The organism is Paenibacillus sp. JNUCC-31 (assembly GCF_014844075.1).
In the GTDB taxonomy this organism is placed as follows: domain Bacteria; phylum Bacillota; class Bacilli; order Paenibacillales; family Paenibacillaceae; genus Paenibacillus.
Genome location: NZ_CP062165.1, coordinates 3188142 through 3209045, shown reverse-complemented (window position 1 = coordinate 3209045; position 20904 = coordinate 3188142). Strand labels below are relative to the sequence as shown.

Annotated in this window: 19 protein-coding genes; 13 read left to right on the top strand and 6 right to left on the bottom strand. The window is 44.5% G+C overall.

Annotated elements, in window-relative coordinates; all coding sequences use genetic code 11:
• Positions 1-151 precede the first annotated feature (151 nt).
• Positions 152-1660, bottom strand: coding sequence for a leucine-rich repeat domain-containing protein (locus JNUCC31_RS13825; RefSeq protein ID WP_228469653.1), 1509 nt, complete (start codon positions 1658-1660; stop codon positions 152-154).
• A 353-nt stretch (positions 1661-2013) separates the two neighbouring features.
• Here JNUCC31_RS13825 and JNUCC31_RS13820 point away from each other — a divergent pair, with 353 nt between their 5' ends.
• From JNUCC31_RS13820 to JNUCC31_RS13790, 7 genes are all read left to right on the top strand, one after another.
• Entirely contained in the window at positions 2014-2904 is an 891-nt protein-coding gene (locus JNUCC31_RS13820) for a diacylglycerol/lipid kinase family protein (protein ID WP_192271948.1), read from the top strand.
• 174 nt (positions 2905-3078) lie between these two features.
• Positions 3079-3996 (top strand): aldo/keto reductase, encoded by a 918-nt coding sequence (locus tag JNUCC31_RS13815; protein WP_192271946.1) that lies wholly within the window; start codon positions 3079-3081, stop codon positions 3994-3996.
• A gap of 282 nt (positions 3997-4278) precedes the next feature.
• Positions 4279-5661: a transcriptional regulator gene (locus JNUCC31_RS13810; RefSeq protein WP_192271944.1), complete on the top strand. Its 1383-nt coding sequence runs from the start codon at positions 4279-4281 to the stop codon at positions 5659-5661.
• A gap of 241 nt (positions 5662-5902) precedes the next feature.
• Positions 5903-6073, top strand: a complete 171-nt coding sequence (locus JNUCC31_RS13805) for an aspartyl-phosphate phosphatase Spo0E family protein (protein WP_192271942.1) — start codon at positions 5903-5905, stop codon at positions 6071-6073.
• Between the two features lie 99 nt (positions 6074-6172).
• The gene (locus JNUCC31_RS13800) at positions 6173-6553 is read left to right on the top strand and encodes a GntR family transcriptional regulator (RefSeq protein WP_062323109.1); all 381 of its coding nucleotides are present in this window, start codon (positions 6173-6175) and stop codon (positions 6551-6553) included.
• Positions 6550-7425: an ATP-binding cassette domain-containing protein gene (locus tag JNUCC31_RS13795; protein WP_192271940.1), complete on the top strand. Its 876-nt coding sequence runs from the start codon at positions 6550-6552 to the stop codon at positions 7423-7425. The genes JNUCC31_RS13800 and JNUCC31_RS13795 overlap by 4 nt, the downstream gene beginning before the upstream one ends.
• Positions 7422-8120 (top strand): hypothetical protein, encoded by a 699-nt coding sequence (locus JNUCC31_RS13790; protein WP_192271938.1) that lies wholly within the window; start codon positions 7422-7424, stop codon positions 8118-8120. Before JNUCC31_RS13795 ends, JNUCC31_RS13790 begins: the two co-directional genes overlap by 4 nt.
• Before the next feature lie 129 nt (positions 8121-8249).
• On the opposite strand, the gene JNUCC31_RS13785 is transcribed toward JNUCC31_RS13790, so the two are convergent.
• From JNUCC31_RS13785 to JNUCC31_RS13775, 3 genes are all read right to left on the bottom strand, one after another.
• A complete protein-coding gene (locus JNUCC31_RS13785; RefSeq protein WP_192271936.1) occupies positions 8250-8765 on the bottom strand; it encodes a hypothetical protein in 516 nt (171 codons plus the stop codon).
• Positions 8766-8958: 193 nt separating this feature from the next.
• The gene (locus JNUCC31_RS13780; protein ID WP_192271935.1) at positions 8959-9732 is read right to left on the bottom strand and encodes an isocitrate lyase/PEP mutase family protein; all 774 of its coding nucleotides are present in this window, start codon (positions 9730-9732) and stop codon (positions 8959-8961) included.
• 75 nt (positions 9733-9807) lie between these two features.
• Complete coding sequence (locus JNUCC31_RS13775) at positions 9808-10857, bottom strand: bifunctional transcriptional activator/DNA repair enzyme AdaA (protein ID WP_192271934.1); 1050 nt, start codon at positions 10855-10857, stop codon at positions 9808-9810.
• Between the two features lie 388 nt (positions 10858-11245).
• On the opposite strand from JNUCC31_RS13775, the gene JNUCC31_RS34105 reads away from it, so the two are divergent.
• Complete coding sequence (locus tag JNUCC31_RS34105; RefSeq protein ID WP_192271933.1) at positions 11246-11443, top strand: helix-turn-helix domain-containing protein; 198 nt, start codon at positions 11246-11248, stop codon at positions 11441-11443.
• Between the two features lie 156 nt (positions 11444-11599).
• Positions 11600-12175 (top strand): lysozyme, encoded by a 576-nt coding sequence (locus JNUCC31_RS13765; RefSeq protein ID WP_192271932.1) that lies wholly within the window; start codon positions 11600-11602, stop codon positions 12173-12175.
• An 86-nt stretch (positions 12176-12261) separates the two neighbouring features.
• Here the strand turns inward: JNUCC31_RS13765 and JNUCC31_RS13760 are convergent, their stop codons facing one another.
• Positions 12262-12864: a hypothetical protein gene (locus tag JNUCC31_RS13760; protein ID WP_192271931.1), complete on the bottom strand. Its 603-nt coding sequence runs from the start codon at positions 12862-12864 to the stop codon at positions 12262-12264.
• Positions 12865-13373: 509 nt separating this feature from the next.
• Here JNUCC31_RS13760 and JNUCC31_RS13755 point away from each other — a divergent pair.
• Positions 13374-13952 (top strand): hypothetical protein, encoded by a 579-nt coding sequence (locus JNUCC31_RS13755; RefSeq protein WP_192271930.1) that lies wholly within the window; start codon positions 13374-13376, stop codon positions 13950-13952.
• A gap of 211 nt (positions 13953-14163) precedes the next feature.
• On the opposite strand, the gene JNUCC31_RS13750 is transcribed toward JNUCC31_RS13755, so the two are convergent.
• A complete protein-coding gene (locus JNUCC31_RS13750) occupies positions 14164-15081 on the bottom strand; it encodes a phosphatidate cytidylyltransferase (protein WP_192271928.1) in 918 nt (305 codons plus the stop codon).
• A gap of 96 nt (positions 15082-15177) precedes the next feature.
• Here JNUCC31_RS13750 and JNUCC31_RS13745 point away from each other — a divergent pair, with 96 nt between their 5' ends.
• The 3 genes from JNUCC31_RS13745 to JNUCC31_RS13735 all read left to right on the top strand — a co-directional run bounded on the left by JNUCC31_RS13745 (position 15178) and on the right by JNUCC31_RS13735 (position 20810).
• Positions 15178-15741 (top strand): hypothetical protein, encoded by a 564-nt coding sequence (locus tag JNUCC31_RS13745; RefSeq protein ID WP_192271926.1) that lies wholly within the window; start codon positions 15178-15180, stop codon positions 15739-15741.
• A gap of 151 nt (positions 15742-15892) precedes the next feature.
• Entirely contained in the window at positions 15893-16849 is a 957-nt protein-coding gene (locus JNUCC31_RS13740; protein ID WP_192271924.1) for a glycerate kinase, read from the top strand.
• Between the two features lie 367 nt (positions 16850-17216).
• Entirely contained in the window at positions 17217-20810 is a 3594-nt protein-coding gene (locus JNUCC31_RS13735) for an S-layer homology domain-containing protein (RefSeq protein WP_192271922.1), read from the top strand.
• Positions 20811-20904: the final 94 nt, after the last annotated feature.

Here is a 20904-nt window from a genome sequence, read left to right as displayed (position 1 = left end):
TCGTATCCCGTTTAATGCTCAGCAAAAATCCCCGCTGATGTTCAGACGGGGACTTCGCTGTGCATGTAATAATCTACAGGGATGGCTTATGAATTGAATGGTACATTGAGATAAGTGCTTGGTGCTTGATCATGTAATTGCAATTGCATAATTAAGGTTGTTGCACGCTCTCATCTTGCGCTTTATTTTCGAAGATCAAAATCGTTTTGCTGCTTCCGATATAACCAACTGTTGTATTGAATTGCTCCGAAATAAAACGTACCGGAACAAACGTCTTTCCATCCTTCATCAATAGAGGTGCATCGTTCATTGCAAGCCTATCGTTTACAACCACCTGTTTGTCGCCTACCGTCCACCGGACCGATGTTTCATTCTGCGCAATCTGAACCTCCTGTGTATCCGGATTCCAGTTCACGCTGGCGTTCAACTGTTCGGAGACAAATCGGAGCGGTACATAGGTCCGACCTTCATCGATAAAAGGCGCAGCCTCCAGAGCGTAAGCATGATCCCCGATATAAGCCGTTGTGGACCCTTCAATCAGCCGCTGAAATCTCCCTTGTGGGGTGCGTTTCTGCTCCCGTACATTCATCTGGTTCAGAAGGCGCATCGTATCACTGCCGCTCGCAACATCCAGATAATTATTTTGTACCGTTAGTCCGGCAGGCTCCGGCTCCGAGATCGAAGTCTGGGTACCGGAAGATAAGGAGGTGGAAGCAGAGATGTCCGTTATGGTAGGGGCAGTGTTATTTCTTGTAAAAGTAAAACCTGCAATGGGTGTCAGATCCCACACCCGGTTGTTAGACAGTTTCAGTACCTCCAGCTTGGACAGCTGTCGTAATGGTTCCAGATCATAGATCTGATTGGACTCCGCATTCAGTTCCCTCAAATCTACCAATTCTTCCAGAGGCGTCAGGTGCTGAACCTGATTCCCGGAGAAGTCGAGTGTCCGCAGACGTGTCATATGCTCCAGAGGCATCAGATCGGTAATCTGATTGCCTGCCACATTCAGCTTCTGAAGTGTATTTGGCAGATCAGCCAGTACATCCAGTGTGTGGATGTGATTGTTGGCCACGTTGAGTTGGTGAAGCTTCCTTTTATCCCCTAGTGGTGTCAGATCGGTTATTGCATTATTGGAGATTTCGAGCCATTGCAGATCATTTGCATCTGCCAGCGCGGAGAGACTGGCAATCTGGTTTCCGCTGGCGTGAAACGTATGTAGTCTGGTGAATCCCCGTACAACGTCTATGGAAGAAATGGAGTTGTTGCTGATAAACAGCCGTCCCAGGTCTTTTAGTTCAGCCAGAGCATCAATGGATGTAATGTAATTATTGCGAACGTCAACTTCGCGAAGCTGAGTCAGATGCTCCAGCGGTGTCAGATCTTCAATCTCATTGCCATATAGCCGGAGGTGAGTCAGATTCGTGGCGTATTCCAGACCGGCCAGGCTTTGAATGCCTGCATTGCTCAGATCCACGACGTTCAGCTGCTCCAGGTCAGATGAGGTTAGAGGGGAATCTATCGGTTTGTTCAGAATCAGCTTCAGTCCGTTCTCCAGTGCAGGATCTTTGATTATTCCTTCGCCCAAGTCTGATGCGGTATAGGCCATCGCTTGCCCGGCTGCCCCGATACTCAGGATAAAGACTAGAAATAGTAGAGTCATTCTTCTCATTGCATGAATTCCCTCCGATTCCGATTTTGAGGATAGATAAATGTACTGTTCTTATGTACTTTGTGAGTACCCATTTATGTTGATAAAATATTATAGTTACGATATGGACAGATAGAATAGATAAACACATCTATAGTTATTAACCCATCATCAGGTAAAAGGAACAAGAAATTCACGACGAGCAGATAACTATACTTCTATTCTATATGATATGAACCTTACACTGCACTTTTCCAGCCATCTTTTTCAAAAAAATCGTACAACTTCCCCATAACCTATTCAACATGAGGGCAGTTAGGGTATAGATGAAGTAAAGAATGCCATTTGGAGGAGAAGATGCGGGTATGCGTCAAGCCATGATCATTAGCAATCCATCGTCAGGCAAGGAAGAGGCTCGGCAATATGTGTCCCAAGTGCAAGAAATTCTTGAATCAGTGCAGTATGAAGTAGTGGTCAACGTGACAGCCGGAGAAGGTGATGCGACGAGCTTCTGTCTGAGTGCCTGCAAAGATGGTTGTGACCTCGTTGTTTCTATCGGTGGGGATGGGACCTTGCATGAGACGATAAACGGCATGATGGATCAGGAACATCGTCCCAGACTGGGTGTGGTGCCACTGGGCACGGTGAATGATTTTGCGCGTGCGCTGAATATCTCGCTTGACCCGGAGGAAGCCATTCGGCAGTTGCGTTCAGACCAGATCCATAGGGTGGATTTGGGTAAAGTTAATGATCGTCTGTTTGCCAACGTGGTGGCAGCCGGTTCATTGGCAGAGGCGTTGTTCTCAGTATCATCGGAAGAAAAGTGGAGGCTGGGTTCATTCGCTTATATGAAAGAAGGCTTAAAAGACCTGATGAACACAACCGCCAAGCTACTAACTATTGAGTATGACGGGCAGTTCTGGGAAGGTGAATCCCCACTTTTTCTCGCGGCGCTGACCAATTCGGTTGGAGGTTTTGAGAAATTATCTCCGGAAGCAGCGGTGGATGATGGGTTAATTCATTGTTTTGTGATTCGGAGCATGAACGTCTTTAATACGGTTACTCTCGGAACGTCCTTGCTGTTTGGCAATCTGAAGAACCATAAGGATGTGGATTACTTTACGGCAAAAGAAGTACACGTCCGCTCCACGGAAGCCATTCGTACGAATGTGGACGGGGAGGAAGGGCCTTCTCTGCCCATTCGAATCCGTGTATTGCCTCGGCATATTGAAGTGATTGTCCCGGAAGAAATATAAGTGGGGGAGCGGTGAATAAAAAAACCTTCATTATTCCATATAAGAGTTCTATAATTCCATTGAAAACGATTGCAGTTCTGTGTCACAATCATAGATGGAAGACAAGTATATACCAGCAGGCAATGATGTTGGGCACAGGTATACAATACGATCCGAATATGGAGGGAAAGCATCTTGAGAACAATTAAACTGGGCAGCAGCGAACTTGAAATACCAGTTGTAGCTGTTGGCTGCATGCGAATTAATTCATTAAGCAGCAAAGAAGCTGAACATTTTGTTCATTCCGCGATGGAAGCAGGCGCGAACTTCTTCGATCATGCAGATATTTACGGAAACGGAGCGTGTGAGGAGATCTTTGCAGACGCTGTGCAGATGAATCCCCAGGTTCGTGAAAATATGATTCTTCAGTCCAAGTGCGGTATTCGCAAAGGCATGTTTGATTTCTCGAAAGAGCACATCTTGAATTCGGTGGATGGCATTCTGCAACGCTTGAAAACCGATTATCTGGATGTTCTGTTGCTGCATCGCCCGGATACATTGGTTGAACCTGAAGAAGTGGCTGAAGCCTTTGACCAATTGGAGCGTGAAGGCAAAGTTCGTCACTTCGGGGTATCCAACCAGAACCCGAACCAGATCGAACTGTTGAAAAAATACGTTAAACAGCCACTGGTAGCCAACCAGTTGCAGATGAGTATTACCAACACTACGATGATTGACAGTGGAATCAACGTGAATATGGAGAATGATGCCGCGGTTAACCGTGATGGCGGTATTCTTGATTATTGTCGCCTGCACGATATCACGATTCAACCGTGGTCCCCGTTCCAATACGGATTCTTCGAAGGCGTATTCCTGGGCAGCGACAAGTTCCCGGAACTGAATGCAAAAATCGATGAGGTTGCTGCAAAATATGAAGTGAGCAATACCACCATCGCGATTGCCTGGTTGCTGCGACACCCGGCGCACATGCAGCCAGTAACAGGTACGATGAATATCCAGCGTTTGCAGGATTGCATCAAAGCAGGCGATGTTCACCTTACACGCCAGGAGTGGTACGAAATTTATCGTGCGGCTGGCAATGTACTGCCTTAAACCAAAATCAATATCAATATATAGCAGATCATTCTGTTATATTGCATGTAAAACACGAGCGTTTTTTTCGCTCGTGTTTTTATTTTATCCTTTAATTGATGCAGGCTCGTCCACGGTATAAAATAAGGATAGAGCTCTCCATATCGACAAAAGGATTATTTTGTAATTAATACAAATTAGTTGAATTTATCTTATTGACCCTTGCTTAATTATTACATATAATTACTTTTGCATACCGTTAATCCTGTTTATGGTTTTTTTATTTTGGAGGGTGGTGTTAGTTTGGAGCCAACAACCACGATACGTGATCATTTAGAAAGTTATTTGAAACGTGAGCAGATGTCCATTAGTCTTTTTTCGGAAATATCAGGAATTAATTCGGGTACGCTGAGCAATATCTTGAACAAGAATCGTCCGATTGCAATGCAGCAGCTGGATCGAATCACTTCAGCTATGAGACTTGAAGAAGGTTTCTTCTATGAATTGTACATAGATGAGTGTTTTGTCCATGCTACCCCTGACTGGCGAAGACTGGGACCCTTCCTTCATCGTTGTGCTGAGTTGAATAAATTGAACTGTATTGAAGAGGTTATTCGGTTAATGATGGATAATCTATCTTATATTCCTTTGTTATTTGATCTGGCTGAGGAATTCTATCATGCAGGTAGATTCGAACCAGCCGTTCTACTATATGAAACGATAGCCGAAAGTGAGAAAATGCAGCACTCCGAACGGCTTGCACTGTGTCAGTATCGACTGTTCCGACTGGGACTAACCAATGATCAGCAACGAAATCTGATCATTGCCGCTCAATTCGAATACTATGTGGATCGACTGGATGAACGTTACCAGCTTGATGCTCTCAACGAATTGATTAATGCCTTTGCATCCCTTCACAGGTGGAGCAAAGTTCAGGAGCTCTCTGAAAAGCTTAAAGTGAAAGCAACTATTCATTATGAGCTGAATGGCAGGAGGAAACAGGAAGAAACGAAGCGGCCGATTGTTTTCTATATTATGTATGCATATTTGGCATCTGGAAGTGCCAATTTTCATTTAAATAACTATGAAATCGCCTTGAAATATGTGTCATTATATGCGGATTATAGTTGGGTGAGAGAGCCTAATGCAGATGAAATGATTGTCATTAATCAATTTCAGGAATGGGCTGAGGGCAACCGTTATATATATCAATTAATGGGCGGACAGTTTGAAGTTTTGCCTGAGTATCTGAATTACATCTCAACCAAGGAAAATGAGATATTTCCAGCACTTTGTGATATCGTGACTGCTGCAATTCGCTATGATGAGAATATTGATGATGTGCTCGAACAATATGGATCTTACTTTACGTACCAGGAGCAGAGTAACCGGATTGGAAAAGTCAGCAGACAGGTTACAGATGATCGATATCTGCGTCTATTAGCGGATTTGGGTGCATATTATCTAAAGAAAGACGAGTACTTTACGGGATTAGGATTTGTCCTCGATAGTTTAAGATTCTCTATTGAAATTTGTAGTGGACGAGGTATGCTTAGAGGTGTCGGGCTATTTGAGCAATATAGGGATTATGCGTCTGACACAGCTATACAGCAGTACAAAATTTTGATTAGTGAGGTGCAGAAGCTCAATGAAGAGAAAGCTGGCTTTGCTGATAGTTACATGTAGTATAGTGGTGAACATCGTTACACCTGTTATTGGACCTGTCCCTACTGAGGAAGTTCCAAACCCATCAATTTACCGAACTAATGACCACGGTTTAGGGACATAATCCTGAGCCAAGGGACGCTTCTGAATATTCATTCAGAGGCGTCTTTTTTTGCGTCTGGTGGAAGAAAAAGTATGTCGTACCCCTTGCGGCCTATCGATTGGCATAATAAACTAAAATATGACAAAAAGGAGGGGTATTATGGATTGCCTGGAGTTGATGTCACAGATCGAAGAGGCCAGACAACAGCTTTACCGCCTGCAGTCAGAATACGACAGCCTGCTTCATCCTGAAGTTATCCAGCAATCTGTAGTTCTCGACGGCCTTATTAATCAATACAATCGAGCCAAAATAAAAAAAATAATCAATTAATGCTTCGCCTATTTACAATTTGGTTTCTGTATACTATAGTTAGTCACATGAGTAACTAACCGACTAACTAATTAACCATTGAATGAAAGTTGGAATCGCATGAAATCGACTTTGGATGAATCTCAGCCTATTTTTCATCAGATCGCCATGATGATTATGGATGACATTGTGGACGGCAGATTAAAGGTGGAGGAACAGGTTCCCTCAACCAATGAACTGTCTCGCTTTTACAATATTAATCCAGCCACGGCACGGAAAGGACTTCAATCGCTCGTAGACAAAGGTATTATATACAAACAGCGAGGTGTTGGCATGTTTGTTGCGAAGGGAGCCAGGGAAGCATTGCTTGTTGAACGAAAGCAGCATTTCTACGAAGAATTTATCAAGCCTTTACTTGAAGAGGCCAGACGCATTCACATGAACGAGGACATGATTGTTGATTTGATCCGAGGCAAGAAGGATAAGGAGAGTGAACTATGATTCAGATCGAGCAGGTGACCTACAGCTATCAACAGACACAGGTGCTGGATAACGTAACTATACATGAAAGCGAGCCAATCATCAGTGCAATGTGGGGGAGAAACGGCGCAGGCAAGACAACCCTGATGAGTCTGCTCGCAGGCCATAATAGACCTGATGCTGGAACCATTCAAGTGATGGGTCAGAATCCATACAACAATTTGACAGCACAGGAGAATCTGTGTTATATCCAGGAGAATCATCCCCTGGGTAGGAATTGGACGATCAACGATATGGTTCGGTTCGGTCAATACTTTCATCCTCAGTGGGATCAGACCTTTGCAGAGCAATTAATCGATAGGTTCGAATTGCCAGTGAAAAAGAAGATCAGCAAATTCTCAAAAGGCATGAAGACCGCCGCCCAGATGATACTGGGTCTGGCCAGTAATGCAAGGGTAACGATCCTGGATGAGCCAACCAACGGACTCGATGCCGAGAAACGCAAATATTTCTACAATGCTTTATTGGAGACTTATGAAGATAACCCGCGTCTCATTCTGATATCAAGCCATCATATTGAGGAGATTCAGCCATTATGTGAGTCTCTAATCGTTCTGAAAGCGGGAAAAGTATTGTTTAATCAGCCGATGGAAGAGATGCGCGAAAAAGGAGTTCTTCTAACAGGGGGAATAGATGATATCAACCGCGTAACAGCAGACGTGGAGGTCATAGAATCGTCCCGGATGGGAACGACCATGAAAGTGATGATTGATGAGCCCTACTCCAAAGCATGGAAAGATATCGCTCATGCACAGGGGCTTTCCATTGAGAAAGCGACATTACAAGATTATCTGATTCACAGGACCCGTAATCAAGAGGGGGTTAAGCGATGAACGCAACAAAAGGTACGAATCGGTTGATTTTGGATGATATGCGTTGGTATTTAATGATCTTCTCCTTCATAACCCTTATGCTTACTGTCGTCTATCTGGCCATTGGATTCATATTTGATGTAACGTATACAACGCAATTATTTGGTCCGATGTACGGAGGGATCTGTGCTTTCGCGATCGCGGGGATCATCACATTATTTCCGGTTGCGATAGGTATAGGCAGTACACGAATTCAGTTCATGAAATCCTTCTATATGATTTCGCTCTGGATGGTCGTAGGTACCATTACCATACTGAATGTAATCTATCTTATAACACATCTTCTCCACGAATATGGAATGCTTAACGTAACCTTTTATCAACCAGGCATGCTGTATTCAAGCGAATATCATTTTTTCACCTATCTATGGGTCGATCTGATGATTGGTTTTCTGGTGCTGGGACTCTCCACCTTCTCAACCGTCTGTTGGATCAGATTGGGGATGCGCAATTTTTTCGTCCTGTTCTTTGGGGTCAGTCTTATTGTTACGCTGGTAATTGTTTTATCCGACCTGAGTATGTGGGTACAGTGGTTTACGAATGTCAATCTCATCGCATTGTTCACGGTTCTGGGGGTCATTGGAGGTGTTTTACTTCTGAGCACTTATCCTATGATGAAGAACGCGCCGATTTCCATGAAAGGCAAAAAAGACTGATGGGAAACTGTTATATGAAGGAAGCCAGACAACGATTCATTGTGAATACAAAAACACGAGTGCGAATACGCCTCGTGTTTTTTATATAACTTGGTGAATCTTTGTGCATCCCAAATGAATTGGGTTGAGTTAAGCCTGGGCCTGTGGTTTGAATCCTTCGTCTTTGAGATACTCGCCAGCTTCGCTACGAGATTCGAAAGCCATATCCAGATTTAGACCGGAATATACATACCACATGTCATCTTCATATTTTAAAGTAAGTGTATGTCCATCTTCATCGATCCATGTTCCGCCACCAGCAGAGGTTGTAGACAATGTAGGAGCAGCTTTTGCTTGTTCCGGCTCATTTGATTCTACGGCGTTGGGATTGTAAGACATCGCTTTGATCGTTTCATCTAGCAATGTGCGTAGATCCGCTTCGGAGTAATCACGAATATTGACGAATCCTCTATCATCGGTCTCATAGTTGGGCAGCAGCCCTGCATAGATATAACCGTTACCGTTAGGATGAATATGCAAAGCAACAATCTTTTTATCATACGCACTATCTTCGTAGTGGAAATTAACACGACCGAGAGAAACATCTTTGCGTTGCAGTTGGGGATACGATTGTAGCACTTCAAGCTTTTGTTCAACGTTAAGCATATGTGCCTCCTGTAAATGTTCAATAGTGGTGATTATAACATAAGTGAAAAGGAATAAGCATCAAAAAACAGGTGAAGTCTAACACCTGTTTGAGGATTCACATCATAGATGATCGCTTTATAATAGAGGCCTTTATTGAAAGTCGTGAGAAATCACGCCTCCCTCTGGGGGAAATGAGAAGCGCGCCTTTCTGTTATTTTCCAGATAGAATACTTCGTCCCAGCTCTTTCAAATGTTCCATTGCTTGCAGATAAGGATAAGGCCCATAACTCACACGCGCCACACCCAGCCTGGCAAGTTGTTCCGGTGAAGGCTCATGGGATGTAACCATCACGTTGACAGGAAGCAATGAACGTTCACATAATTCCTGAATCAGTTGTTGATTCTGTAAGCCCGGAACGAACAGACCACTGGCGCCTGCTTCTGCATAAGCATTGGAACGGATAAGCGCTTCTTCCAGGAGAGCATGATTGTGTCGTTCAGGTGCATTTTGCAAAAAGATATCCGTGCGGGCGTTAATGAACAGCGGAATTCCTGCCTCATCCGCAGCTTCCCGGGCAGCCGACAGTCTCAGGCATTGCTCCTCCACAGCGTACAGTCCCGCGCCAGAGGGGAGCTGATCCTCAATATTAATTCCCACGGCACCGTGATGGATCACTTGGCTCACATTTTCCTTCACTTCTGACGCAAACCTGCCATACCCTCCCTCCATATCAATCGTTACAGGCAAATCCACACTCGCTGTAATCCGGGCCAGATTGTCCAGAACCAGCTGGAATGGCATCGCTTCGCCATCCTGTTCACCATGAGCTGCAGCTACAGACCAGCTTCCGGTAGCGATTGCTGTGGCTCCAGCAGATTGGATGGTGTGTGCACTCCCGGCATCCCATATATTGACCAGCACCAATGGCTTCCCTTTCACATGGGATTGGTGAAAAATCGCTGCTTTTTCTTGTAAGGTATTCATAAGGTTGATCTCCTCCGTTATATCATGCCATTTGCTTTGCAATATTTGCTTGGTGTTTTTTACCTCTTGGGTTATTCAGCTACCACCCTGCTTTTCGTGAGTTAAAAGCCAATTTTTGCGTGTCAGGCCTCCGCCGTATCCACCCAGTTCACCACTGGCATTGATCACACGGTGACAAGGAATAACAATGGCCAGCTGATTGGCTCCGTTCGCCTGTGCTACCGCTCGACATGCTGTGGGTTTAGCCAGTGCATTCGCGATATCCTGATATGACCTTGTTTCCCCCGCAGGGATCGCTATCAGCTGCTCCCAGACGCTCTTCTGAAATGGTGTTCCTAAACAGAACAACGGGGTGCGGAATGAAGTTAATGTCCCTTCGAAATACTGCGCAAGTTCCCGTTCGATTGAACGAATGGGCTCTGTAATCCCAGGTACAATGGCCGACTTCGTCCGTTTGCGCAATCGTTCCACCTCACGCTCCAGACCTCTGCGATCCACAAATTCAAGCAGATATAATGCTTTCTCATCAGCTACAGCCATCATGGGTCCAAGACGGGTGTCGATCCAGGACGCCTTCAACACATGTTCTTCATCCACTTGTGTAGGCGCTGCGCCCATGATTCGCGAGAAGGCATCCCGGAACCCGCTGCCGGACTCGTAACCGGTGGACAGCTGGGCATCAATGACCTTGCGACCAGAGCGAATATTCTTCAGGGCCAATCCCATGCGGCGGGCACGAGCATACTCGACAAAGGTCATGCCGAATCGCTTCTTGAACTGACGTCTGGCGGTGGATTCGTCGATGGATAACGCCTTGAAATCCTGGCCTTTCCAACGTTTCTCCGGATTGTTTTCCACGGCTTCCACCAATACGCGTACCACATCAGATACCTGATTGGGATGGGATAACGGGCGGCAGCGCTGGCAAGGGCGATACGAAGCAAGCAATGCCTGCTGCGCCGTCTCATAGAATTCACAGTTTTCGAATTTTGGCTTTCGCGCAGGGCAAGTAGGCCGGCAGAATACGCCCGTCGTCTTGACTCCAACGTAGAATAAACCTTCATATTCCGAATCCTTGGCAACCAGAGCATGGTAATATTGTTCTTTCCGTTCGGCAGAAATCATTGGCGCACGTCCTTATATCAGTAGAATTGATCCTTGTTGATATTATAAAAAAACGATGCACTGGGCATCGCCGAAAATCAGGCATGAATATTTTTATTTCACCAAGTAGCATGTTTATTGGGAAGATGTTTTCTTTTGATTTGTCCGTCCAGTCCAGTTTACCAGAAAGATCCCCAGGAATATGCATAGCCCGCCCATATAGACGCAATCCCGAATGACTTCGCCCAGAAGCAGCCAGCCGGATAAGACACCGATTGCCCCACCTGCGGCAAAACAACTTTTTAAAGGATAATGTTCACTATTTGACAGGGCGAAAAAAATATCTAATCTAAGCGATGTCATTAATGCCTTGAAGAATGAAATACAAAAAACGTAAAGCGGTAATTTTATGTTGGCCGAACTTTTAGTACAAGCACAGCAACACCACGATCAGGAGGCAACATTACATATCCTAGAATCTTTTATACCAAAGATCAAAGCCTCCTTGCGACAAGTCCCCCACGATCATCGAGATGATTTAAGACAGGAACTCTATGTCAAAATGATTGAGGTGATACAGACTTTCGATTCTAGTGAATTGAAATAAAATTTGGAGCGTGGTTGTAAAAAAAGAGACTCATTTCTCTTTATATATATGTGAAGGCAATACGGCATCGCAGAAAACTTGGGAATGGTTGTTCTGGCTATGATTCCTCCTTATTGCTCTCATAACGAATAAAAATAACTTTAGGAGTGATTTATTATGGCAAATCTAAGCGCTAATGGAGCAACATTTATGAAAGGGCATGAGGGACTTAACTTAAAATTTTATGCCGATCCAAAAGGTTTTCCAACAGTTGGGTATGGACATCTGATAACAAAGTCTAAAACATACACAGCGAATACAACTTTAACCCAAGCACAAGCTGACGCTCTATCAAAATCTTTGGGACTCAGTTATACTTCTCCAATTACTCAGTCTCAGGCAAATACATTTTTCACCAATGATACTGCAAGTGCTGTATCATCCGTAAATAAAGTGGCACTTCCTGCAGGTATGTCCCTTTCCCAAAATCAGTTTGATGCACTTGTTTCGCTTACTTTTAATGCAGGCTCTGGGGTGCTTAGTACCGATGATGTAGTAGCTCTGCTTGCATACAAGCTAATCTACCCATCTTTCCAAGGGCCACGTTCAACTCAGGAACTTGACAATTGTTCTAAACTAGTAAGTAAAGCATTTTCATATGATAGAAGTTTGCAAAGACGTAGAAATGAAGAAGCTGAACTATTCTGTAAAGGCTCGGGTTATACTCATAAATATCCAGTGTATACACTATAGTTCAATCGTCTTACAACACAAACAAGAAAGGTCAGCCTTTATGACTGACCTTTCTTTTATCACAAAATTTATTACCACAGGCAAACTCATTTAGTCATCCGTTTTTCAAGCTCAAAAATAGTCGCCTCTGATAATAAGATCAGCCTATCGTTATTAACAACAAAGAAACTTATGCTAACAGGTATACTGAGCTTTGTTGATGGATCACTTATATTGATGACTTTTACTACATCATTAGCATTCAGATCCGGCATATCTATTTTATATAGTCTATAAAATGCGTCAGCGTTATCGCATGTTGATGTAATTTCATATAATGGATTCTTCAGCTCATATTGATAATCACTATAGTTTTTAAGTCCTTTAGATGAAAAAAGGTCTTTTTCGATTATAAGGTCATCCCCGATAAATTTTTGCCCTGTTGGATATTCAGAAGCATCATTATAAGAATTTGCAAACCCAAGGTGCTTCTTGACTTTCCAAGTTCCGTAAATAAATTTTTCAGTTTCACTATCCAATTTTTCACGTCCTTGCGAACAATACTCGGAGGTGCTAGCTGGACTGGTAGACTCCTTTGCTTCAGGTTTTGGCTCACTAGATGTATTTGAACTTGAAGTCGTTTCAACCTTTCCACAAGCTGATGCTAACATCAGCATTATCATCATACAAGCCAATAATGTTTTTTTCATATCTCACACTCCTACTATAAAGTTATGTTTTCGCATGTTTTCTCGCTTGATAACTGAGTTAATCCCCGTATGGATTAAAATCTCCTGTTTCTTCGTTTTATATCACCTTTTTTTCCGGTTGAGTTGTTACTTGTTTACTGGGAGGCTCGCTCTAGCAGAAATTATATCAGAGCAATTGAAGCGATGAGTGACATAACATTTACATTATTTATGAATAAGGTTAACTTTATGTTATCTAAATCACAATTAGCAATTGAATTTTGGTGCTTAGTCCTCCGCGGGAACGTTCCGATCGCTTGCTTTGACCCCTTTTTACGCCTGATCCATTCTGGTGAACACGCACAATCAATGAAATGATCGAGCTATCTTATAACTCATTTACATAATATGGAGCTTAATGTGAGACGATATGGTGTAGTAATTACTATAGAAGGTGCTGATTGGAAAGTTCTCTTGGGATGATTGCATAATGCTTGTTACTTTAGAGGAATATGGAGGGAGTTCCAACGATGAATATCAATACAAATAAAGCTATACTCTGGGTGTCTGCTCTATGTATCCTGCTGTTGACCAGTGCATGTGGAGCGAAAAACAATAATGAGTCCGTACAGGAACATGCCTATCCGCAATCGAAGCAGCCCATAGAGGAAGCAGGAAAGAGTTCCGTTCCCAATATTGAGGCAAAGAATAACAATAATCAGGCGGACGAAAGCGGGAATGAGAGCAAGCTCTCGGCTAAATCGGAATCTTCCGCCAATGCGGAAGAACAGGTCACGATCGTGATTGACCAGACGGATAAGCCGTCTAAAGGCAACAGCTTTGACTTTGCGATCAAACAAATTCCTGAGGGCTACGCTTTATCCGAGATGCGCTGGACGTCCAACACGGTAACGATTGTGAATTCCTATAAGGAAGCGATCGAGCATGGCGCGAATGGAAAAGAAGGATTTTATATTAGTGGTGACGGGCAATTCTCCGGATTTATCTATTCGGAAGAGATGAAGGGTGAACGGGGCAAAGCGACATTTGTCTTTACCAATGAAGAGGGGAACGAAGTCACCTCGGAGAAGGAAATTAAATTAAAATAATAATACGGCAGAGCTTTAGTTATGTGCGTGTTTTTATCATTTGATTCCAATGGAGAAAGGGTGGAGAAGACGCACTATGCGTGCGTCTCTCATTCCCTCATAAATGTGCAAGCAGCCATTAAGGCTGCTTTTTGTAATGACGCCATGTTATATCTTATTTTTAATCCAGGGTGTACCACGCTCTCGTATCTTAACGGATACGACTGCTTGCCTACATAAAGTCGAAGAAATAACGAACGACATGGAACATGACCGGAGAGGTGTACGTCAGGCTGTCGACCCGGCTCAGGTAGCTTTTTTTCAGTGCATCGAACTTATTGTCATCCCCGATTAACAAGTCCCGTTTCAGGACAGAAACCGTCAGACTTCCGAAGAATCCCGCCAGACCAATTAACACACCGATGAAAAGCGCAAACCGTGCATCAAACGGGGTCAGATATGGATGAATGAAATAAGAGGCAGCGGTGGTTGCAACGAAGGCACAGGCGAACCCTTCCCATGTCAAAAATGGATTGGCCGTGGGCACCACTTTGCGTTTGCCCAGATAGAGCGAGGCCAGATAATGCACCACATCATTCAGCTGGGTTAACACGACCAGAAACAGAACCAGCTTTGAACCATATTCCGGTGATGCAAACGGAAAGTACGCCAGATGACTAAGTCCAAATACCATCAGCATCAATCCCCATTGCGTCGAGCTGACACTACGCAGGAAGCCAACCGTTCCCTTATTAATCAGACGTGGCAGGGGCAGTACCAAAAAGACATACAGTGGAATAAACACAATAAACATCCCATACCATCCAATATAGATCCAGTAGAACTGCACCGGAATCGCCAGGTACGCCCATAGAAACAGCCGGCGATCTGCTTTGCGGGTGCTGCGGATCATGGAGAAGTACTCTTTGAGAGCGAAAAATGTGAGTACCATCAGGGAGATCAAGGAGACAATCGGATTAAAGAGAGTGGCAAGACAGAAGATGACCAACATGCCCCACCAGGTTTTAATTTTGTTGCCAATGCCCGAATAGTCCTTGTCCGGCTGAAGCTTCGTAATGATTTTGTATACGATATGTATGACCAATAAAGCTATAAAAATCAGTGTTAAAGTAAAGAGTGAACTGCTCAAGTATGATCACCTGCTTATCCAGAAGTAAGATTTCAATATAGGGTACCTATGTTATTATGAAGGAATAGTGTGAACTTGATAAGGGGAAATTTCGTTATGACAGATAAACGCTCGATCTATATCCTGCTTACCAATACGGGAACGTTGTTTACCAAAGTTATTCAAAGCTACACCAGAGCGCCATATAATCATGCCTCCATCTCCTTTGACCGGGAATTATCCGAGCTCTATAGCTTCGGTCGCAAGCATCCCAGCAATCCGCTGAATGGCGGGTTCGTTAAGGAAGACATTCAGACAGGTACATACAGCAAATATCCGAATACTACATGTGTCATTTATGAGCTTCAGGTGACGGAACGTGAAGTGGAAAAGATGAAGCGGGTGCTGCACATCTTCATTCGCAGCCGCCAGAAATATATGTACAATCTGCTGGGTGTGATTGGCATTACATTAAAGGAGCCGGTGGAGTTCAGCAACTCCTACTTTTGCTCGCAATTTGTTGCCGAGATTCTGCAACGCTCAGGCATTAAACTGTGGAACAAGCTGCCTGCGCTAGTGACCCCGGATGATTTTCGCCAGAGTGAACAACTACGGCTGGTATATGAAGGGAAGTTAAGGGAGTATAAGCCGGGAAACGAAGATCCGGGTTCCAAGGAATAAAAGCATGAAGCAGCCTGCCGCCACGGATGTCCGGGCAACAGGCTGTTCTGTTTGTGTTTCGGAGTATGCACAACCGCATTTCGAACTTGAAGCGGGAGTTCACCAAATGAGATCCAATATTTATCCATTAATACGGATGGAGTGAGAGAAGATGGGAGAGACGACATTTGTACTGGCGCCGGATTCGTTTAAGGAGAGCATGACAGCGAAAGAAGTATGTTTGGCGATGGAAAAAGGATTGCGTAAAATCTACCCATCTGCGAGTTATATTCATGTACCAATGGCTGACGGAGGGGAAGGCACAGTGCAGTCGCTGGTGGATGCTTCTGGGGGAGCGATTCACCAGCGAGAGGTGAGCGGGCCACTTGGGCAGACCGTAACTGCGCAGTATGGCATTCTGGGCGATGGGTTAACGGCAGCGATTGAGATGGCATCGGCCAGTGGCATCCATCTGGTGACCAAGGAAACCCGTAACCCGCTTCATACGACAACCTATGGAACGGGAGAGCTGATTCGGGCATGTCTGGATCAGGGTATTCGGAAAATCATTATTGGGATTGGCGGCAGCGCAACCAATGATGGCGGTACAGGCATGGCCGAAGCGCTTGGTGCAACGTTCTTGGATGCACAAGGCCAGCCACTTGCGCGTGGAGGTGGGGCACTTGATCAACTTGCTCATATCGATGTATCCGGCCTGGATGAGCGATTGCAGGACGTGGAATTCATTGTCGCATGCGACGTGACCAATCCGTTATGCGGGGAGCATGGCGCTTCACGGGTATTCGGGCCGCAGAAAGGGGCTACACCGGAAATGGTGCAGCTACTGGATGCAAATCTGTCCCATTTTGCGGATGTGGTGAAGCAGCAGCTGAACAAGGATATACGTGATGTGCCCGGTGCTGGTGCAGCAGGTGGTTTGGGCGCAGGGCTTTTGATTTTTACACAGGCCGTGCTTCGCAAAGGCATTGAGATTGTCATTGAATACACGAGCTTGCGTGAGAAGCTGGTACATGCAGATGTGGAACAACTTTTACGCGAAGGCCCGGAGAATGTGGAGCGTACAACCGAGAATATTGCGAGAGTGCTGAAATTGGGTCTGATCTCTTAAAATCCTGTGATGAGGTTATGAGGGTGTTAAGCGTGTAAGAGACTGAACGGTGGATGTCTACATGGATAGGAGCATTACAGTGTATTGTGCAGATCTTGCCGCAGTCGTTGACGTGCTGCCATTTTGATAAATGAAACTGCGAAGCGTGTCCAGCAGAGTCTTAAATTTTGTGAAATGTAGGTCTCTATAATTACTCGAAGAAATAAAAATGATGAATAATGACGAAAAAAGTTTGAGATCCGGCCTGTTCTTTACCTACAGACCGGATCTTTTTCCGTTTATTGGAGCGAATGTTCAGAATCCGTTCAGAGTTGCATAATACAATAGGCCTATATTTCGATAAGCGAGATGAGGGAGGAAAGAATATATGCAATTCAGAAAAATAATTAGCATGCTGCTCATTTTGGTGTTGATAGCTCCATGGTTGGCAGCACCAGCAGGAAAGGTAAGTGCAGAAGCATCGTATCTAGCACCAGGAAATAATGGTCTATTAACGATAAAGTATGTGAACGAGAACTCAATTGAATTGCAATGGAAGTATGCAGAATCCGGATCTTCTACCCCACCTGATGTAAATTACCAGGTTTACATATCCAACGATTCTGATCTTGAAAATATGGAAGAAATCAGCGGGACGTTAGGTCATCCCTACGGTGATCCGATTAATGGTTCAGAATCTACAGATGGTACATTTTCAAAAATAATCACAGATCTAATTGAAGGCGATACGTACTATTTCAATGTAGTTGTTAAAGATCGAAATTTGGAAACTGCATATCAAATGCAATCTATCGAATTCACTGTGCAGCTGAGTGAGTTGGATCAATACAACGAACTCAAAAAAAATGCAGACCGAGGCAACAGCAATGACTTTATCCCAGAAGTTATTTCGCTGCTTAGTAATGAGCAATTCATAGTCGAGCCTGATTTTAAATCTTTGCCTGTAGGAGATCAGGAGGCTATTGCACAATATTTATTAGATATTGAGCCGCCAACAAGCAATGGATATGAGAACAAGGGGCAAGTTGAGTTTTTGGTGCAATTAGCTCTGAAAGCCCTTGAAGTGACTCGCCAAATCGGGGGACCAGCTTCAAGGTTTGCACTTGATGACTTGTATGCGAAACAGGCAGAACGCGGGCAGCATTTTGATTACCCTAGTCCAGAAGACAGATTTTATCAGCTCATTAACTTGTATCTCAACTCCTCCGAGATTGATAAACGTACGACTGCTTATCTGTACGAACTTAGACTCAAAAACACAACGTCCATTTCTCGTGTTCTGAAATATACAGAAACAGCTGTGGAAAAGACGCCTTTCATTAATCGTGCGAATACGATTGAGGAAATGTTGGGATCGTTGCAGAAGTTTCGTGACATTCAGAGGGATATTCTCTCATACAACACTGCCAATCCGGAAAACCCGATGATGAGCTTTCCTTTGGATATGAGCAAAATGGATAACCTGGCGCCAGAAGTTCTGGAGCAATTGATTGATCACATGATTAATCAAAGACCGAGTGGTGGTTATGCAAGTTTTGAAGCCATTCAGACTGCATTTAATCAATTTTTCCCTGGCAATGAAACTGATGCGTTGGCTGCCGTGAATGCTGCAAAGAGCAACAGCAATATTAATGCTATGATTTTGGCTATGGAAGATCCTGAACTGGGTATTACTCTGCCTAATGGGTACGGTGCTTTATCATTGCAGGAGAGAACATTCGTCGCTAAATTCCTGATCGATTATGTGAAAAATGATTATAAGAATAAAGATCAGGTTCAATATATGATTGATCTGGGAGTTTTGGCGCAATCCATTTGGGGGCAGAAGGAACTCGATCTTCTTCAGAACAAATTGGATCTGCTTGCACAGCAATTAGTAGATGGACCGAATTATTTTAATGACCAACAGACATATGTGCTACGCAGTATGGGGCAACAACATTTGGACCGTAGCAAAGTAGATAAAGGTGTTTTCGCTTATAAATACCTGCATCTAGTGGCTTTTGAAAGGTTGGAAGGAGCATTTAAAGGGGATATTGTTAATCCGGACATTGTGCTGAACCTCTTTTCTATGCCTTTGGAGTCCTTTGAGAAAGCTGCTTCTATTCCGCTAATGGATCAATGGCTAGATCATGCCATGAACGAATGGATTGCGGGGGAGGCGTTCTTCAATAAGTATAAATTTAGACGTACAGGTGCCCTTGACTTATCCAAGAGAGCTGAACTCAACCCAGAAGGTCGTAAGGAACTGGCGGAATGGGTGCTTAACGAACAAGACAGCTACGAGGATGTTGGAAATCTACAATATGTAATTAACCAATTCTTCACGGCCCCGAATGTAACGGGAAATGATATCAACAACACCATAACTGGCTTGGATGACAGGATGGAGATCTCCTTTAATGGTAAACTGAACTGGATTGATGTTGCCTCCATTCAGAAATTTGATTTTAGTGGCGACAAAACGGTATGGGTTCGTTACAAAGCAATCAGTGACGAAATGCCAGGACGTGCGGTGAAGATTGTCTTCACGGCAAATGGCGATAGCAGTAATGGAAATGGTTCAACCCCTAACCCGGGCGGAAGTACAGGTGGTGGATCGTCCACAACTGCACCGGTAACCTCCACGCCTGCGCCAACAAGCAAACAGGAACAAATCGTGGTGGATGTCAACGGAGCTAACGGCACGAACCTGACCAAAACACCAATTACACGTACAACCGAGGCCAACGGTATGATGAAGGACCTCGTGAAGATGTCTGAGGCGATTGCCAAGGAATCGGTGGAAAAAGCGAAGCAATTGAACATGAACACAGCACGTATTGTCATTCCTGACACCAAAGATGCGGTGTCCGAGACAAGCATCGAACTGCCAAAAGCAGCGGTGAAGCAGCTGAATGATGGTGGGCTTAACCTTGAGATTTCCACAGCGAACGCGGTTATCTCGGTTCCAACGAGGTCGATTGCCGGATTTGATCAGGATCTGTACTTCCGCGTCGTTCCATTGAAAAAGGAATCCGAACGCAAAGAAGTGGAAGAACGTGCGAAGAAGGAGCATTTGATCCAACAGATTACTCCAAATTCCAACGTAAAAGTACTGGCTCGTCCAGTTGAGATCGAAACGAATATGCAAAGCCATGAAGTAACACTGACATTGCCGCTGCGCGATAGTCTTCCAACCGATCCTGCTGCCCGTCAGCAAGTATTGGACAACCTGGCTGTATACATTGAACACAGTGACGGTACGAGAGAGTTGATTCGAGGCAAACTGGTGAAGCTCAGCGACTCCAGTGAAGGCATCGAGTTTACAGTTAACAAATTCAGTACGTTCACGCTCGTTGTGGTGGATGGACTGAACGCTTCCCAAGGCTCGCACAACCCGTATATCAATGGCTTTGGTGCTGATTTCCGCCCGGATGCATTCGTAACCCGTGCGCAAATGGCAGCGATGCTGGCTCGTAATCTGTCTGAGGAAGCGAGAACCGCATCGGCGAGCTCTGTAAACTACACCGATGTATCTGCCACCCATTGGGCAGCAAGTGATATTCAAAAAGCGCAATCCGCAGGCATCATGAATGGCATGAATGCCACTCAATTTGCACCAGAGGGTTCGATCACCCGTGCACAAATGGCAACCATTGCGTACCGCTGGATGCAGCAACAAAGTACAGACGCAACAAGCAGCACATCACAAGCAACAGATGGCGCTGTATTCACCGATGTATCTGCTGACCTTTGGGCTTCGGATGCGATTACCTATGTACAATCGGCTGGCCTGATGACTGGATACAACGATGGTACATTTAAACCGGACGACAAACTGACCCGCGCTGAAGCTGTGAAAGTACTAAATGTACTGTTCAAACGGACGCCGGCAACAGGCGTAAATACACCATCTTTTACAGACGTACCTGCAACACACTGGGCTTATGCAGACATTGAGGCTGCGGCACAGAAATAAGGGAACCATATCTATAACAACAAAAAGGGAGCCCCAACCATGAAAAACATGGCGGGGCTCCCCTTTTGATCATTTAAAGCCAGAACAAGTCCTG

Excerpts from the sequence above, each read along its gene's own strand:
- JNUCC31_RS13755 (WP_192271930.1), top strand. The coding sequence starts at position 13,374 with ATGAATATCAATACAAATAAAGCTATACTCTGGGTGTCTGCTCTATGT.
- JNUCC31_RS13790 (WP_192271938.1), top strand. The coding sequence starts at position 7,422 with ATGAACGCAACAAAAGGTACGAATCGGTTGATTTTGGATGATATGCGT.
- JNUCC31_RS13820 (WP_192271948.1), top strand. The coding sequence starts at position 2,014 with ATGCGTCAAGCCATGATCATTAGCAATCCATCGTCAGGCAAGGAAGAG.
- JNUCC31_RS13805 (WP_192271942.1), top strand. The coding sequence starts at position 5,903 with ATGGATTGCCTGGAGTTGATGTCACAGATCGAAGAGGCCAGACAACAG.
- JNUCC31_RS13745 (WP_192271926.1), top strand. The coding sequence starts at position 15,178 with ATGACAGATAAACGCTCGATCTATATCCTGCTTACCAATACGGGAACG.
- JNUCC31_RS13765 (WP_192271932.1), top strand. The coding sequence starts at position 11,600 with ATGGCAAATCTAAGCGCTAATGGAGCAACATTTATGAAAGGGCATGAG.
- JNUCC31_RS13760 (WP_192271931.1), bottom strand. The coding sequence starts at position 12,864 with ATGAAAAAAACATTATTGGCTTGTATGATGATAATGCTGATGTTAGCA.
- JNUCC31_RS13735 (WP_192271922.1), top strand. The coding sequence starts at position 17,217 with ATGCAATTCAGAAAAATAATTAGCATGCTGCTCATTTTGGTGTTGATA.
- JNUCC31_RS13800 (WP_062323109.1), top strand. The coding sequence starts at position 6,173 with ATGAAATCGACTTTGGATGAATCTCAGCCTATTTTTCATCAGATCGCC.
- JNUCC31_RS34105 (WP_192271933.1), top strand. The coding sequence starts at position 11,246 with ATGTTGGCCGAACTTTTAGTACAAGCACAGCAACACCACGATCAGGAG.
- JNUCC31_RS13740 (WP_192271924.1), top strand. The coding sequence starts at position 15,893 with ATGGGAGAGACGACATTTGTACTGGCGCCGGATTCGTTTAAGGAGAGC.
- JNUCC31_RS13825 (WP_228469653.1), bottom strand. The coding sequence starts at position 1,660 with ATGACTCTACTATTTCTAGTCTTTATCCTGAGTATCGGGGCAGCCGGG.
- JNUCC31_RS13795 (WP_192271940.1), top strand. The coding sequence starts at position 6,550 with ATGATTCAGATCGAGCAGGTGACCTACAGCTATCAACAGACACAGGTG.
- JNUCC31_RS13785 (WP_192271936.1), bottom strand. The coding sequence starts at position 8,765 with ATGCTTAACGTTGAACAAAAGCTTGAAGTGCTACAATCGTATCCCCAA.
- JNUCC31_RS13775 (WP_192271934.1), bottom strand. The coding sequence starts at position 10,857 with ATGATTTCTGCCGAACGGAAAGAACAATATTACCATGCTCTGGTTGCC.
- JNUCC31_RS13780 (WP_192271935.1), bottom strand. The coding sequence starts at position 9,732 with ATGAATACCTTACAAGAAAAAGCAGCGATTTTTCACCAATCCCATGTG.